Below are 16116 nucleotides of genomic sequence, written 5' to 3'. Positions count from 1 at the left end.
CACTTAAAAGTGTTTGCACGATTAAGTACCAGTATTTTTTTAACAAATTGATTAATTTTAAAAAATTATTTGTTAAGCAAATTAAGCTTTTTACTTCATTTTTTTTAAAAAATAGAGATATCCATTGACAGCATTACTCTAAATAAATTTTATTGACAGTATTACTCTAAATAAATTTTTTTGATATGACCTATTTATTTCATTCTACCATCTTATTATTTATATTATTTCAAATAAATGAAGAAAGAATGATCAATAATATCGTCTATTTATAATAGATCATTTATAGTATAAAGTGTATCATAGATAATATCTATCACCTAATCTTCTAAAAATTTTCCAGTGTTCATAGCATGAAATACAGTGATACAATAGCTTTAAACATACTTTAATATGAATATAAATTACTCATGAAGATAATAAAAATTATTATTTTGAATAAACTATGTAATCCATCATTAAGATGAATAATATGCCAATAAGTGATCAAAATTTAATTTGGATTGATTTGGAAATGACCGGATTATCTCCTGAATATAATCGCATCATAGAACTTGCAACGTTAATTACCGATAAAAATCTAAATATTCTTGCAGAAGGTCCAGTATTAGCAATATTTCAACCTGAAAAACATTTAAAATTAATGGATGAATGGAATATATGTACCCACACCGCTAATGGATTGATAAATCGCGTTCGATGCAGTCAATTAAATGAGAAGATGGCAGAAGAACAAACGCTAATGTTTATTTCTAAATGGGTACCTATCGGAAAGTCACCTATTTGTGGTAATAGCATTGGTCAAGATAGACGATTTTTATTTCGATATATGCCTAATTTAGAAGCTTATTTTCATTATCGTTATCTTGAAGTAAGTACTCTAAAACTTTTAGTAGATCGATGGAAACCTGAAATTCTATCTGGTTTTAAAAAGAAAAATACCCATCATCCATTAGATGATATTCGTGAATCGGTAGCAGAATTATCTTACTATCGAAAGTATTTTATTTGTCTTTAATTTTTATCCATAATCATATATTGTATGTTATGTATTATATCTCAGTCATGATCATTCTACTTCAGTAAGCTGTGCTTTAAAATGCAATATATGCCACATAATGATTATTATGTAGGTAATATCATGTTTTTATATAACGTATTTTAATAAAAAGAAATTTTATAAAATTACAACTGTAAATATAATCATCATTGAATAATGCCATGTTACGATTTGAATTAAAACAACTAAATATATGGAAAATAAGAACGAATGTATTTATCATATGGCATGCAAAAGACTACTATTAGATATAGTATTGCATTGATAGATAGTTTTTAACAATCCATTTTTTATTAAATCTTGATGATATGTAATTTAATACATCAGACTATCTATCTTTAATTTTCAAAGATCTAAATTATTAGAGAGAATAGGATTCTGTCCTATACTTAGACTATTGACCAAACATGGCGCTCTATACAATCCTATATAGAATTGTATAGTTTTTCGGATTTCAATTTTATTGATCTGTTTTTAGAAAGAAAATGATGATGTCATTGTGACAAAATTTATATAACCTTCTTATGATATAAAAAAGATATGTTTAAGATTTTATCTTAGGTATTTGACATGATCAACATCATTAAGACTAATGTGATTTATATCAATATATCAGTTAGATGTCGAATCTATATAAACAATGTTTCATTGTGAATTCAATTAACACTATTTGTAATAGTTTTTATAAACCATTAACTTTAAAATTAATTAAATGAATATATAGAAAATATGACATATTATTTAAATGATACTAGGATGGCGTTTTTAATGACTTACCATTATTTAAAACACGAGATAGTTTAGCATTAATCTCCTCTACTGTTTGTGTGCCATCAATAACAAAATAATTAATATATCCTTCATCTGCTCTTTTTTTATAAAAATTGATCAAAGGCACTGTATTTTGATGATAGCTTATCAAGCGTTGACGTATAATGTTTTCTCGATCATCTTCACGGATAGTCAAAGATTCACCAGTCATATCATCTTTACCTTCTTGCTTAGGTGGATTAAATTTAATATGATATACCCGACCAGAGGGTATATGCATCCGTCGGCCTATTACACGATCAATAACCAATGTGTCCGGTATCGAAAATTCTAGTACGAAATTTATGCTTATATCATGTATAGCCATTGCTTGTGGAATGGTACGAGGAAAGCCATCTAGTAAAAAACCATTACAACAATCATTTTGATTGATCCGATTTTTTACCAGTGAGATAACTAAGTCATCACTAACTAGTTTACCAGAATCGATAAAATGTTTATTAAATTTAGATTTCATCTTCAATACATTTCGTAACATGTCGCCAGTAGAAATTCTAGGAATGTTGTACTTCTTTATAAGAAATTGTGCTTGAGTGCCCTTACCAGCTCCAGGAGCGCCCAAAAGAATGATACGCATTAAGAAAAATTTCCTTAAAAATATTATAAAAGCTAAAAAATAATACAACCTATTATAGATAAAACTTCCATATTATTTAATAATGTGACTTTTTAATCTCAAAATAGTTTAAAAAATTAAAATTCATCAATATATGTCTGTATTTAATGCAATACAGTAGAAATTTATTTTTGAATAATTATTAACTAAGAGCTTAATAGTTGATTAACACGACGGATAAATTGATTTGGATCTTCCAATGAACCACGTTCAGCTAATAATGCTTGATCTAAGAATAGTTCCATCCATTCTCCAAAAATTTTGTTGTCATCAATATGGGCAACACGTTTTACTAGTGCATGCTCTGGATTAAGCTCAAAGATATATTTTATTTCAGGAGTAGACTGACCCGCAGCCGCAAATAGCTTAGCCATTTGTGTAGTCATATCATTAGCATCAGTAACAACGACTGCCGGTGTATCCATAAGACGATATGTTAATTGAACTGTTTTAATTCGCTCACCAAAATAAGATTTAACGCGATTTACAAAAGGTTCTAATACTTTATCGGTATCTTTTTGAACTTTAATTTCTTCATTTGTTAGTTTATCAAGAGATGAATCGACTTTACTGATTGATTGAAATGCCTTACCGTCGAATTCTGTCAGATAACTCATCATCCATTCATCAATACGATCAGACAACAGCAGTACTTCAATGTTTTTCTTTCTTAGGAGTTCCAAATGCGGACTGCTTTTAGCAGCAATATAGCTATCAGCAGTAACGTAATAAATTTTTTCTTGATTTTCTATCATTCTCTTTCTGTATTCTTGCAGCGATACATTTTGTATAGCATCTTCGCTATGTGTGGAAGAAAAACGCAACAATTTAGAAATGATTTCCTTATTTGTAAGATCTTCTGCAGGTCCTTCCTTCAGAACTAATCCAAACTTCTGCCAAAACAATTGATATTTTTCTTTATGGTCTTCAGCTAATTTTTCTAACATTGATAAGACACGCTTCACCAGTGCATTTTTTAAATTTTGTGTAACATGACTATTTTGTAAAATTTCACGAGATACATTTAATGGCAAGTCGTTGGAATCAATAAGACCCCTTACAAATCGCAGATAACGAGGCATAAACTGTTCTGCATCGTCCATGATAAAGATACGTTGAACATAAAGTTTCAATCCATGTTTATGATCACGATTCCATAAATCCCAGGGTGCTTGTGCTGGAATGTAAAGGAGACTAATATATTCTTGCGTTCCTTCAACACGATTATGGCTCCAAATTAGCGGGTTTTCAGAATCGTTAGAAAAATTTTTGTAAAATGTTTTGTATTCTTCATCGCTGATATCGTTCTTATTACGGGTCCAGAGCGCCTGTGCTTTATTGATTTGTTCCCAAATATAAACGATTTCTTCGTCTTTATCGTCTGTTTTATTTATTTTACGCGTCTTGATTTCTACTGGTAAAGATATATGATCAGAATATTTATTGATAATGCCTTTAAGCCGCCAATCATCTAGAAATTCACTTGCATTTTCGCGTAAATGTAAAATAATTTCTGTTCCTCGTTCCGGCTTAATTATATCTGAAATGGTATATTCTCCCTCACCAGTTGATTCCCACAATACTCCTATATTAGCACCAGCTGCTCGAGTTTTTACGGTAACTTTTTTAGATACTATAAAAGAAGAATAAAATCCAACACCAAATTGACCGATCAATTGGCTATTTGTTACTTGATCAGACTTTATAGATTCAAGGAATGTTTTTGTTCCAGATTTAGCAATTGTTCCTAGGTTATCAATTACTTCATCACGATGCATACCAATACCGTTATCATGTAAAGTAATTATGCGTTTGTCTTTGTCATAAGATAAACGGATACGCAGCTCAGTATCTCCCTCATATAATTCTGGTTTTGAAAGGGCCATAAAACGCAGTTTATCCGCTGCATCTGAAGCGTTGGATATAAGTTCTCGAAGAAAAATTTCTTTATTGGAATAAAGCGAATGGATCATTAAATGCAATAATTGCTTTACTTCAGATCGAAATCCGCGAGTTTCTTGTCCTGTCATACTATATTGTACCTTACTTTAAAATGAAACTAATCAATTGTTTAAAATAATAATGGGATTAAATTAAAATATTTCAAGCATCAACTAAAAAAAAGGAATACATATCACATTAGTAATGTGCTTGTATTGAAATAATTGGAATTTTTTATCTTTTAAAAAACATTGTAATATTGCTAGCATACTTTTAATGCTAGCTATTGTTTGTACTTAGTCGCAATGCTGTACATCCGAGCTACATTAGTTTATTCATTGTATTAATTGATTCATACAAAACGTTTACCATTTATTTAAAATCAGTTGATAGTTGAATTACTAAATATCTTAATATAATTGATTGACAATCATGTGGATATTTTATCCATAATTCCTTGGAATTGTAAATTTGATGCTTTTTAATCAAATATTCTTACCGAAAAGAATGTTATTGATTGTATTTTTATTAAGGTAATCTTAATATTATGGAATTGTAAGACCATAAGGAAGTGGTATTCCATTAGACATAGATGCCATTTTTTCTTTTTGGATGTCAGATATGCGACGTGTAGCATCATTAATTGCCGCAGCAATTAAATCTTCTAAAATATCGTGTTCTTCTTCTATAACTTGAGAATCTATTTTAACGCTACGGCATTGATACATACCATTAATAGTTACCTTTACCAAACCAGCTCCTGATTCACCAGTTGTTTCTAGTTTCGAGATTTCTTTCTGAACTTGCTGTATTCTTTCCTGCACTTTTTGAGCTTGTTTCATTAGATTGTCTATGCCACTTTTATCAAACATACGTCTGCTCTCTAAAATTATATGTATGTACAATTACGTAATGCTAGTTTTTTGTATTTAATTCAGAATAAACATTCTCAAACAGTCTAAATTGTTTGATATGATCTGAATTTTTTCTATACATAAGATCGATGATCTTAGATATGTTTTGTGTTGCTGTTACAATGATGTATTTATTTCCAGATGCAGCATCCTTTTTTTTAGGAATCAATAACTTTATCAAATCTTATAGTTATCCATTCAATATTTTGTAATATCAAAAATTTAAATAATGTTTTGAACAACATCTATGTAAGAAAAAATTTTATAGAGTGCGATTGACTTTTAAAATTTATAAGGCTATTAATTTATTAATATTCTTACACTGAACCTGTTTTGCTTAGAGTTGACTTTTAAGTGATTTTATTACTAGGTGTAATACATAATTCTATAATTTTCATGTTTTAGTATCGTATGTAATATAGTACAGATGGAGTGATAATATTAGGATTCCTAATTTTTCATTTGTCTATTATGTATTTTTTTATTTTTATTTATCTGTGTGTATTGGTGTCTGACCTAACATCATCTACCGTAGGATGAAATGCTAATGCACGTAATAGTGTCATTTCTACACCCATTCTCTGATCTGGTGCATAAGGGAGTTCTTTACGTCCAATCAAAATAATTTGATAGTATAATTGCAAATCAGTCGGAGGAATACATTGTTCTAATTTCTGCAAACGTCGTTGTATACTTTGCTCTTCTTCATCATGTAATTCATTAGATAATAATTGACCCATTGCAATACGATGTAGCAAAGATAGCATTTCTACTAACAGTTGTTCCCAGTCTATTCCACGGGCATAGCACTGCTCGAGTTGTTCCATCATTTTGTTGCTGTCAGAAGACACTATTGCTTCAATAAGTATCAGCGGCTGCTCAGTATTTATTAATCCAAGCATTTGGTTGACACAATCCCAATTAATTACTCCTTGTCCCATAGCGATAGCCTGATCAGTTAAACTAAGAGCATCACGCATGCTACCCATAGCAGCACGAGCGATTAATTGTAGAGCACGAAACTCTGTTTTCACTCCTTCCTGTTGAAGTACGAAAACAAGTCTATCTCTAATATGTGTAACATCAAGCGCTTTTAAATGAAATTGTAGACATCGAGAAAGTACGGTCATTGGTAGTTTTTGTGGATCAGTAGTAGCTAGTAAAAATTTAACATGTGGTGGTGGCTCTTCTAAAGTTTTAAGCAATGCATTAAAACTATGTCTGGATAACATATGAACTTCGTCAATAAGATAAATTTTAAAAGAGCCACATGCCGGAGCGTATTGAACATTATCTAAAAGTTCTCGAGTATCCTCAACTTTCGTACGAGAGGCAGCATCTATTTCGATTAAATCAATGAAACGACTTTGCTCAATTTCTTTGCAATTCTTACATTGACAGCAAGGAATAGCTGTAATACCAGTTTCGCAATTTAACCCCTTAGCTAACAGTCGGGCAATGGTGGTTTTACCCACACCGCGGGTGCCTGATAGAAGATAAGCATGATGAATTCTGCCTAGAGAAAGGCAATGTTTTAAAGCAGTTAAGATATGTTTTTGACCTACTACGTCTTCGAATGTTTTCGGACGCCATTTAAGAGCAAGCACTTGATAGTTCATGAGTTATGAATTACAGTTAGAATGGTTACCATGTTTCACCATAAATCCACCATATAATGCTGGATTTATGAATTGGTACATTAATAATTTTATTGTGCACTAATATTCTTCAAACATAGTATCACTATGAAATAAAAAATTAATTATAAACCTATATTGTCTTGTTTTCCAGATTCTAACTGATTTTATCTATAGTGAACGGATTACGCGCTTTTTTTAAGTGAGAAAATATCCATCATTTATTAGCAACATACTTAAGAAATACAATCCTTAATATATTTAATGTACTATTTACTTATTTTAGTGATAAATTGTTTAATTTAATGTGCTGTTACCAAACTTAGTAACAGCATCATAACTAATATGATGGACAGAACATTATATCATGTCATACTGATGATGATTGAGTTAAAATTTTTACAATAATTCATTAATAATAATTAAAAAAGTATTTAGCTTAATAAGTGAATGATTATTGAAAATAAAATGTTATATTATAAATAAGGCTGATTTATTTTTTTAACTAAAATAAGTTAGTAATCTATAGCAAGATTAAGACATTAAATGCAACTTAAAATTCAAGATGTCTAAAAATATCATCATTTTTGATGATCATTTAAGTTTTATATATCATAAAACTAAGCCAGTAAGTAATCTTCTTTAATTTTGGATTATGGATGATAAAAACAGGTGTTATTTGTTGGAATAACATTCCAAATATATTTGTCATAGTTGACATGATCAAAACACGAAATATTAATATCTACTGATGATTGATTATTTTAGTTAATGAAATAAGCATTATGAATATGGAGTGATGAAATATCATATCACATGTTATATTTTATAGTTTAAAACCGATTATGTCTAATATTTTTATAAAAATTTTTAAATGAGTCAAACGACACTAAAAATTAATTTTTTCAAAACATATTATTATTAGTGGCACTAACAGTTTTCTATATAAAAATATATTGCCTTATTTATTGTATACTTTTTAAGTCAATCTATAACAGAATAACATTATTCTAAAATATAAATTTATAAAGTTAATATGATAATATTTATACAATAAAGTTAAACACACAACGTGTAAAATGCACAAATAATTTAAAACATAAAATAAGCATAAAATCACTAAAATTAAAGATATCGTATAATTATCTAACAATTAGAACATGTTCTTTATAGTGAGAGCATATATCATCATTCTATGATAGGTACGTTGTTATTTAGTCTAAATTAAAATATTCATAATAATAGTTGTCTGTCTTTACATTCTGAAAAATAATATAATCTGAAAAATAATAAAATATAACTTAATAATAAACTTAAATTTGGATATGTCTTAGATCATAGTAAATATCTGATTATAGTTTATAGTATATATAGGTGCCATAGAAGAGTCTATTTTGTATATTGCGTTACAATTATAGCCGACGAGAAGTATCGATATTGCGTGATTATCTATAATCTAACTTTCAAATTATATAATTATAATGTATAATGTATAGCGTTTTATTTGAAATTCTGTTCAATTAAAATATATTAATAAATGATATCATTTAATATATAACCATTTTATTCATTTTCGTATTTATATCAGTAATATTTATTGATTGATAAAATACTGTATAATTATTAATTATATCACATAAGTTATTCTGTAAAATAGAGATAAATTTATTATTTAGTATAAATATTATTATAACAATTATTTTTTTAATTTATATCAGTTGTTTTATGTGATGATCGAATATCATCTAACGATATTCTATGCTCATGAATCGTCATAATTCATCTTGTTGATGATATAGTCAGTATAAATAATAGTATGTTGATATTGCAATATCATGTATTCTCACAGTTTGAAAACTTCAAGTCAGATGTATTTTTGAAAAAATTTTAAGAATATAAAATCTAATAATGTAAACTATATTTATATAATCAAATAATTTTTAATAAAATGTTATTGATATCAATTGATGATATTTGTAAATTAAAACTAGAATATTTGTATTGTATTAGAAATATAATATTAAACTCTAAATTTTAATATAGATTCAAATGATATAATATTTTCTACATCAATAAGTTGTTAACTCTAACACATGTATTTTAAATTTTTGATATAACTGATTTAGCGAAAGTTAATATAATTGAACTATATTGATATATATTTAAAATACTAATTTGGTATTCATAATTATTTGTATAATGTTAATTATTGGATTTTTAGGAAGACAGTATCTTAGTTTTTGACTAAGACTGATAGCACTTAGTTTATTTGTATAGATTATGTAATGTGATTGTTTTTTATTCACATACAAAATTATATAGAAAAATAATAACAATATATGCTTTAACTGAAATAATTTATGTAGATAGTAAAAACTACTACTATAGTGCTAAAACATTATATCTATCAGCTTATTAAAATATTACGATTAATGAAAATATAAAAGTTATATAAAAATAACTATTGAATGGTTTACCATGTTTGGTACGATATTATAATCCCATAGAGAAAACCAATCTAAATTGTAAACAATAAAATACAAAATTACATGCTTAATCATTAAAACTTAAATAATATTTTATATATTATTTACTTTAAAAAACAAATATCTATATATACTTCTTGATTGTTATTGTTTGTTAATGCAACATAATTATATGTTATTAGAATATTTCTATTAATTATAATTAACTATTTTTAATACATTCATTTTTAAAAAATTTCATTTTATCTAGATGAAATTTAAAAGAAAAGGATCGTTATAGAGTATAAAACAATGTAACTGAATGTTTCAATGATTGTAAAAAATAGAAGTGAATATATAGAATTATTTTCTACTATGTTTAATAGTTCATATCTAAAATGAAAAATATTAATAAAAATTAAAAATGTTATAATCCTTGAATCACAGCTAATAATATTAGTATATATTTTTAGTAAATAAAAATATATTTTTATATATAAAACTTTTACCTTTTATACTAAAGATTTCTAAATAAAAATCTTAGCAGCTCAGTTCAAAAAGTTTTAAAATATATCTTATCTACCTTAAACTTAATATTCAATTTTGATTTTTTATATCGTCTATAAATTAATTATTTCACTTCAATCCCTTGAGATTGTAAATCTGCATGATAAGAAGAGCGTACAAAAGGTCCGCAAGCAGCATGGGTAAATCCCATCGCTAGAGCTTCCTTTTTCATCTCATTAAATTCTTTCGGACTAACATAACGTCTGACAGGGAGATGATGACGACTCGGTTGCAAATATTGACCTAATGTTAGCATTGTAACACCACAGTTACGTAAATTATGCATAACTTCAATAATTTCTTCATTTGTCTCACCTAATCCTAACATTAAACCAGATTTCGTCGGTAAATGTCGATTAGCTAATTTAAATCTTTCTAATAACTTTAGTGACCAATTATAGTTAGCACCTGGACGAACTTGACGATATAATCGAGGTACATTTTCTAAATTATGGTTAAATACATCTGGTGGCGTAATATTAATAATTTCTAGAGCTTGCTCCATGCGACCACGAAAATCCGGTACAAGTATCTCAATTTGGATCGAAGGATTTTTTTTACGGATTGCGCTAATACAATTAGTAAAATGTTGCGCACCTCCATCTCTGAGGTCATCGCGGTCAACAGATGTTACTACAACATAGCGTAACTTCATATCAAAAATAGCCTGTGCTAATCTTTCTGGTTCATTGATATCTGGTGTAATAGGGCGTCCATGCGCTACATCACAAAATGGACAACGACGAGTGCAAATCGTGCCCAAAATCATAAATGTGGCAGTACCATGATTAAAACATTCTGATAAATTCGGACAAGAAGCTTCTTCACATACAGAATGTAAACTATTTTTTCGCATAATTGCTTTAATTTCTTGAATACGAGTAGAGTCAGCTGGAAATTTAATTTTTAACCAGGAAGGTTTATTCAAATTTAGTTGATGATTTTCTGTAATACTTTTAACAGGAATTAAATTTTTTTTACCAGTATTGAAATATATAGATTTAATCATGGATAGTATAAATATAACCTCGCAGTTAAATATTTTGAAGAGCAAAGAAATTAGCTTACGACACAAATATTACATGAACTTGAGATATTACATTAGAACATATCGTTCTATAACATGCATAGATAATGTCATTTTAACAAAATAGATATTCATTAAACAATAATATATTGTACAGCATTACATACCATATTGTGCAGTAATCCAGGATTGTATGTTGCCAGAACTTACATTTAATTTTTGTAAACATTCTGTTAATAACACTGGCACAACGTCATCAATATCAGTGTCAGGAGAAAAATTACTTACTTGTGTCATTTTTAAACCAGCATAACCACAAGGATTAATAAAAAGAAAAGGTGTTAAGTCCATTTTTACATTAAGTGCTAGACCATGAAAAGAACAGCCGTTTCGGATACACAGGCCAAGTGAACAAATTTTTTCATTACCAACATATACACCAGGTTTGTCGATACAAGAATGAGAGTCAATAGAGAAATTCGATAAGGTAGAAATGACTATTTGTTCTAGTAAAGTCACTAATGATCGAATCCCGAGCTGACGTCGTCTAAGATCTAAAAGGACGTACATTATTTGCTGACCAGGTCCGTGAAAAGTTATTTTTCCTCCCCGATCACTCAAAATAATTGGAATATTTCCAGACATTAAAATATTGTCGGATTTTTCTTGTTTACCCTTCTTACCCTCAGTAAATACTGGTGGATGCTGCACCAACCAAATCTCATCAGCACTGGCAGAATTTCGCATATCAGTAAAGCGATGCATTGCCAGAGAAACCAACTCAAATTCTTGAAGACCAAGCTGGCGCACAACCACTCTATCTGACACAATACACTCCTACTTTAAAATATATACATGAAATCTTAATTACGGACTATAGAAAACATACTGTTTAATGAACTAATGTAAACAAATGGCAATAATCATGGAAATAAATAGTCATTTCTTTTTCGATCGGCATTTGGTAAATGTTCAGAACATATTTGATTATAAACTTTCAATCTTATAAATAACTAATATTCAGTGAATAGATATGGCTTTAATTTTACTTAAATCCCATAGTGAAAAAATATTCAATCGATATCTGACATGATATCATACACTAGAAAAATAATTGCTTATCAAGTAATATTAATATATTGACAACGAAGTTTTTAGATATTATTGAAATATAAACTATTTTTTAACTTACTGAAATAAATTATTATAGTTCTTGTATATATAATAAAATATGTATAAAAAAATAAAAGCACACATAACTTAATAAGTTGTTGAATCATAAAAATATTCACAGGAATATCTATTTTTTATCAAACAGACATGATCTTTATTATAGATAACATACTTTTGTAAAGTACAACAATTCATTTTCTATTTTTTATCAAATTTAGTACACATAGACCACCTATAGCTTTATATTTATAAAATATCAATTTATTTAAAGTAATTAATAAAAATCTTTTAAAATTATAGCAATGAATATTGTATTGCTATATGAAATACACATTCATAAATTGTTAGATAACATCTTTCGATGCGTATGTATTGACATAATGATACCAAAGCCAGCCATTACAACGATCAATGCTGAACCACCATAACTTATTAATGGTAGTGGGACTCCAACAACTGGCATAATACCACTAACCATACCAATATTTACAAATATATAAATAAATAAAATTAACATTAAACCACCAGCTATGACACGACTAAAGGTGTTTTGTGCTCTCGTTGCAATTGTCAAACCACGGATAATTATACCAAAATAAAGAAAAAGTAACACTAAAACTCCAATAAGTCCTAATTCCTCTCCTAGGACTGCAAATATGAAGTCAGTATGGCGTTCCGGCAAAAACTCTAATTGTGATTGAGTACCTTGTAACCAACCTTTTCCTGTTAAGCCTCCAGAACCAAGAGCAATTTTTGACTGAATAATATGATAACCGGCTCCAAGTGGATCTATTGCAGGATCAAATAACATCATCACTCGATTTCTTTGATAATCATGCATTAAAAATAACCATAAAATAGGAGTAAATGCAGTTACTAACAATGCTGCTGTCGCAATTAACTTCCAGCTCATACCTGATAAAAATAATATCAATAAACCGGAAACAGCAATAAGAATCGAAGTTCCTAAATCTGGTTGCATTGCTACTAATAGTGCTGGTATAAAAATTAATATTAAGGCAAAGATAGTATCTTTTAAAGATAATGGAATATTTTTTCGATTAGTAAATCGTGCCACCATGAGAGGTCCAGCTATTTTAGCCATTTCTGATGGTTGAAATCGAATAAAACCTAGATCTAACCAGCGCTGTGCTCCTTTACTGATCTGACCATACACTTCTACCAGTCCTAACAAAAAAATACAAAAAATATATAGATAAGAAGCCCAAAACTCATACATTCGAGGCGATACTTGCGCTAAAACCAACATTACTAGAAGTCCTATGCTAATCTGAATGATTTTATTTCTCATTATATATATATCTTGTCCACTTGCACTCCACATAATGAATACACTGTATATTAATAATAATATTATAAAAAATAAAAGTGTAACATCTGTGTGCAATTTTTCCCACAAGCTAATTTTTTTTAAACGATTAGTCATAATTAACTCACAGTTTTCTTTTTAGAAGAATAAAGATAAGCTGTATCGATAAGTTAACGATTATTATTTTTTAATAAAACATAATCTAAAATTTGACGAGTTATAGTGCCTACAGTCGGTCCAATGCCACCATTTTCTAAAATTACCACCACAGCCACCGTTGGATGTTCAAATGGAGCAAACGCAGTCATCAATTTATGGTCACGTAATCGTTCTACTACCTTATGGATATTATAAGTTTCATTAATTTTTAAACTACATACTTGGGCTGTTCCAGATTTAGCTGCTGCTTTATAAGGAGTAGAGGTAAAACTTTTGCATGCTGTTCCATTAGGACGATTGGCTACACCAAACATACCGTCTTTAGCAATTTTCCAAAAAATGGAATGAGGATCACCAATTTGAACATGTTCGGTTTGACGATAAGGTACCTGTTGACCATTTTCCCAAGTACTATTCAATAATCGAGGTATACGTGTTGAACCATCATTAATAAGCGTCATCAATGCTTTAGACATTTGTATTGGTGTAGCAGTCCAATAACCTTGACCAATACCAATAGGTATGGTATCGCCTTTATACCAGGGTTGTTTAAAACGTTGCATTTTCCAATCTTTGGTTGGCATTACTCCATCATCTTCTTCAAAAATGTCTATACCAGTGGATTGTCCATATCCAAATTTGGTCATCCATTCGGATAATCGATCAATGCCCATATCATATGCTATTTGATAAAAAAAAGTATCTGCCGATTCTTCTAAAGCTTTGGTAATGTTTAACCAACCGTGTCCCCATCGTTTCCAATCTCGATAACGCTTTGCTGAACCGGGTAATTGCCACCAGCCAGGATCAAATAATAAAAAATTTTTATTGATTATACCAAGGGTTAGTGCCGATACTGAAATGTATGGTTTTACCGTAGAAGCTGGCGGATAAGCTCCCTGAGTAACGCGATTTATGAGTGGACAATTTTTATCTGTTAGTAAAGCATGATATGCTTTACTGGAAATTCCGTTAACAAACAAATTGGGATCATAGCTTGGGTTAGATACTAACGCACGAATGCCACCATCTCTAGGATCAGCTACTATAACGGCAGCTCGGCTGCCAATTAAAAGTGTTTCTATGTATTTCTGAAGTTCTAAATCTAGTGTCAAAGTAATGTTGTTTCCTGCCTGTGGCGGCTGTGCGTATAATTGTCGAACAATTCGACCACGGTTATTCACTTCTACCTTTTCGTAACCCGGTTTACCATGTAACATGTGTTCGTAGTAACGTTCAATACCCAATTTTCCGATATTATGAGTAGCAATATAATTTGATAAGATGCCTTGCTTATCTAATAATTTAATATTGTAATTATTTATTCTAGATACATAACCAATGACATGTGTTAGTGAGGTACCATAGGGGTAATAACGGCGCTGTAGACCTTTTATTGCAACACCTGGAAATTGATATTGATTGATAGCAAAACGGGCCTTTTGTATTTCTGTCAAGCCTATTTTAATCGGCAATGAAGAAAAATGGCGAGAACGTTTTCGTTTTTTTTCAAAAAGAGCAATTTCATCATCTGTTAAATCAACTATTGAGCGTAAGGAATTAATAGTTTCTTTCAGGTTATTTACTTTTTCCGGCACTAGTTCTAATTGATAAATAGTTCGATTAAGTGCTAATGGGATTCCATTTCGATCAGAAATAATACCTCGACTAGGTGCGATGGGCAGTAATTTAATACGGTTTTCATTAGATCGAGTACGATAATTTTCAAAACAGATTATCTGTAATCGATATAAATTAGCGATTAATATTCCAGTTAGCAGCAAAATCACTGCGAGCGCTACAAGTGCTCGGTGAAAAAAAAGTGCTGATTCAGCTGAATAGTCGTGGAAGGGTTTATATTTTATTTTCATTCAGCAAAATTATTTCACATGAACTATCTTCACGGCCTTACTTTATAATGCCAGAAACAAATAATTAGTCATAATATTATAAATATATAATTATATGATTGCCACATATTCACTCCAAACTGATAAATATATTATAAATGTAGTACTGAGAAACCAGGGATTTGTTATTAATAATTACATTACGAATCTAATTTAAATTGAAGTTGAACCAAGTAATAAACTGACATTATTATGATATTTTATTTTAATTTCAAAGTTCCAACTATCATCCTAGTTGGGTGATGTTCTACTATATAAATCATAACAGCATGAAATCATGACAGCTTCACGACATAAAATAGCTGCTATTTCAAATATAGCATAATCGTGATATATTATAAATGTGAATTGTTATTGGATATAATAATATTAGATTAATAATCTAGATTATTATCATTATAAAATGATATTTCATCTCATGGAACTATAAATTGTTAATATTCTTAATAAGAACCAGTTACTGTAAAAGAAAAATACATTCACATT

General features: G+C 29.1%; 8 protein-coding genes and 1 pseudogene. 1 reads left to right on the top strand and 8 read right to left on the bottom strand.

What is annotated here, in order from left to right:
* The first annotated feature begins 472 nt into the window (after window positions 1-472).
* Window positions 473-1018, top strand: a complete 546-nt coding sequence (orn, locus tag ACICP0_RS02835) for an oligoribonuclease (protein ID WP_395479812.1) — start codon at window positions 473-475, stop codon at window positions 1016-1018.
* Between the two features lie 793 nt (window positions 1019-1811).
* Here the strand turns inward: orn and adk are convergent.
* The 8 genes and pseudogenes from adk to mrdA form a co-directional block, all read right to left on the bottom strand.
* Window positions 1812-2468: an adenylate kinase gene (gene adk, locus ACICP0_RS02830; protein WP_395479810.1), complete on the bottom strand. Its 657-nt coding sequence runs from the start codon at window positions 2466-2468 to the stop codon at window positions 1812-1814.
* Window positions 2469-2653: 185 nt separating this feature from the next.
* On the bottom strand, window positions 2654-4537 hold the full coding sequence (gene htpG / locus ACICP0_RS02825) for a molecular chaperone HtpG (protein ID WP_395479808.1): 1884 nt from the start codon (window positions 4535-4537) through the stop codon (window positions 2654-2656).
* A gap of 456 nt (window positions 4538-4993) precedes the next feature.
* Complete coding sequence (locus ACICP0_RS02820; protein WP_395479806.1) at window positions 4994-5320, bottom strand: YbaB/EbfC family nucleoid-associated protein; 327 nt, start codon at window positions 5318-5320, stop codon at window positions 4994-4996.
* 575 nt (window positions 5321-5895) lie between these two features.
* Window positions 5896-6981, bottom strand: a pseudogene (gene dnaX / locus ACICP0_RS02815) (DNA polymerase III subunit gamma/tau); the annotation flags it as partial.
* Between the two features lie 3114 nt (window positions 6982-10095).
* Window positions 10096-11040: a lipoyl synthase gene (lipA, locus tag ACICP0_RS02810; RefSeq protein WP_395479804.1), complete on the bottom strand. Its 945-nt coding sequence runs from the start codon at window positions 11038-11040 to the stop codon at window positions 10096-10098.
* A 177-nt stretch (window positions 11041-11217) separates the two neighbouring features.
* The gene (gene lipB / locus ACICP0_RS02805) at window positions 11218-11889 is read right to left on the bottom strand and encodes a lipoyl(octanoyl) transferase LipB (protein WP_395480258.1); all 672 of its coding nucleotides are present in this window, start codon (window positions 11887-11889) and stop codon (window positions 11218-11220) included.
* A gap of 676 nt (window positions 11890-12565) precedes the next feature.
* Entirely contained in the window at window positions 12566-13678 is a 1113-nt protein-coding gene (gene mrdB, locus ACICP0_RS02800) for a peptidoglycan glycosyltransferase MrdB (protein WP_395479802.1), read from the bottom strand.
* 53 nt (window positions 13679-13731) lie between these two features.
* Window positions 13732-15591, bottom strand: a complete 1860-nt coding sequence (gene mrdA, locus ACICP0_RS02795; protein ID WP_395479801.1) for a peptidoglycan DD-transpeptidase MrdA — start codon at window positions 15589-15591, stop codon at window positions 13732-13734.
* Window positions 15592-16116: the final 525 nt, after the last annotated feature.

Source organism: Candidatus Curculioniphilus buchneri endosymbiont of Curculio glandium (assembly GCF_964275155.1).
In the GTDB taxonomy this organism is placed as follows: domain Bacteria; phylum Pseudomonadota; class Gammaproteobacteria; order Enterobacterales; family Enterobacteriaceae; genus Curculioniphilus; species Curculioniphilus buchneri.
This window is presented reverse-complemented; position numbering and strand designations above follow the sequence as displayed.

Excerpts from the sequence above, each read along its gene's own strand:
- ACICP0_RS02820 (WP_395479806.1), bottom strand. The coding sequence starts at position 5,320 with ATGTTTGATAAAAGTGGCATAGACAATCTAATGAAACAAGCTCAAAAA.
- htpG (WP_395479808.1), bottom strand. The coding sequence starts at position 4,537 with ATGACAGGACAAGAAACTCGCGGATTTCGATCTGAAGTAAAGCAATTA.
- orn (WP_395479812.1), top strand. The coding sequence starts at position 473 with ATGCCAATAAGTGATCAAAATTTAATTTGGATTGATTTGGAAATGACC.
- lipA (WP_395479804.1), bottom strand. The coding sequence starts at position 11,040 with ATGATTAAATCTATATATTTCAATACTGGTAAAAAAAATTTAATTCCT.
- mrdB (WP_395479802.1), bottom strand. The coding sequence starts at position 13,678 with ATGACTAATCGTTTAAAAAAAATTAGCTTGTGGGAAAAATTGCACACA.
- mrdA (WP_395479801.1), bottom strand. The coding sequence starts at position 15,591 with ATGAAAATAAAATATAAACCCTTCCACGACTATTCAGCTGAATCAGCA.
- adk (WP_395479810.1), bottom strand. The coding sequence starts at position 2,468 with ATGCGTATCATTCTTTTGGGCGCTCCTGGAGCTGGTAAGGGCACTCAA.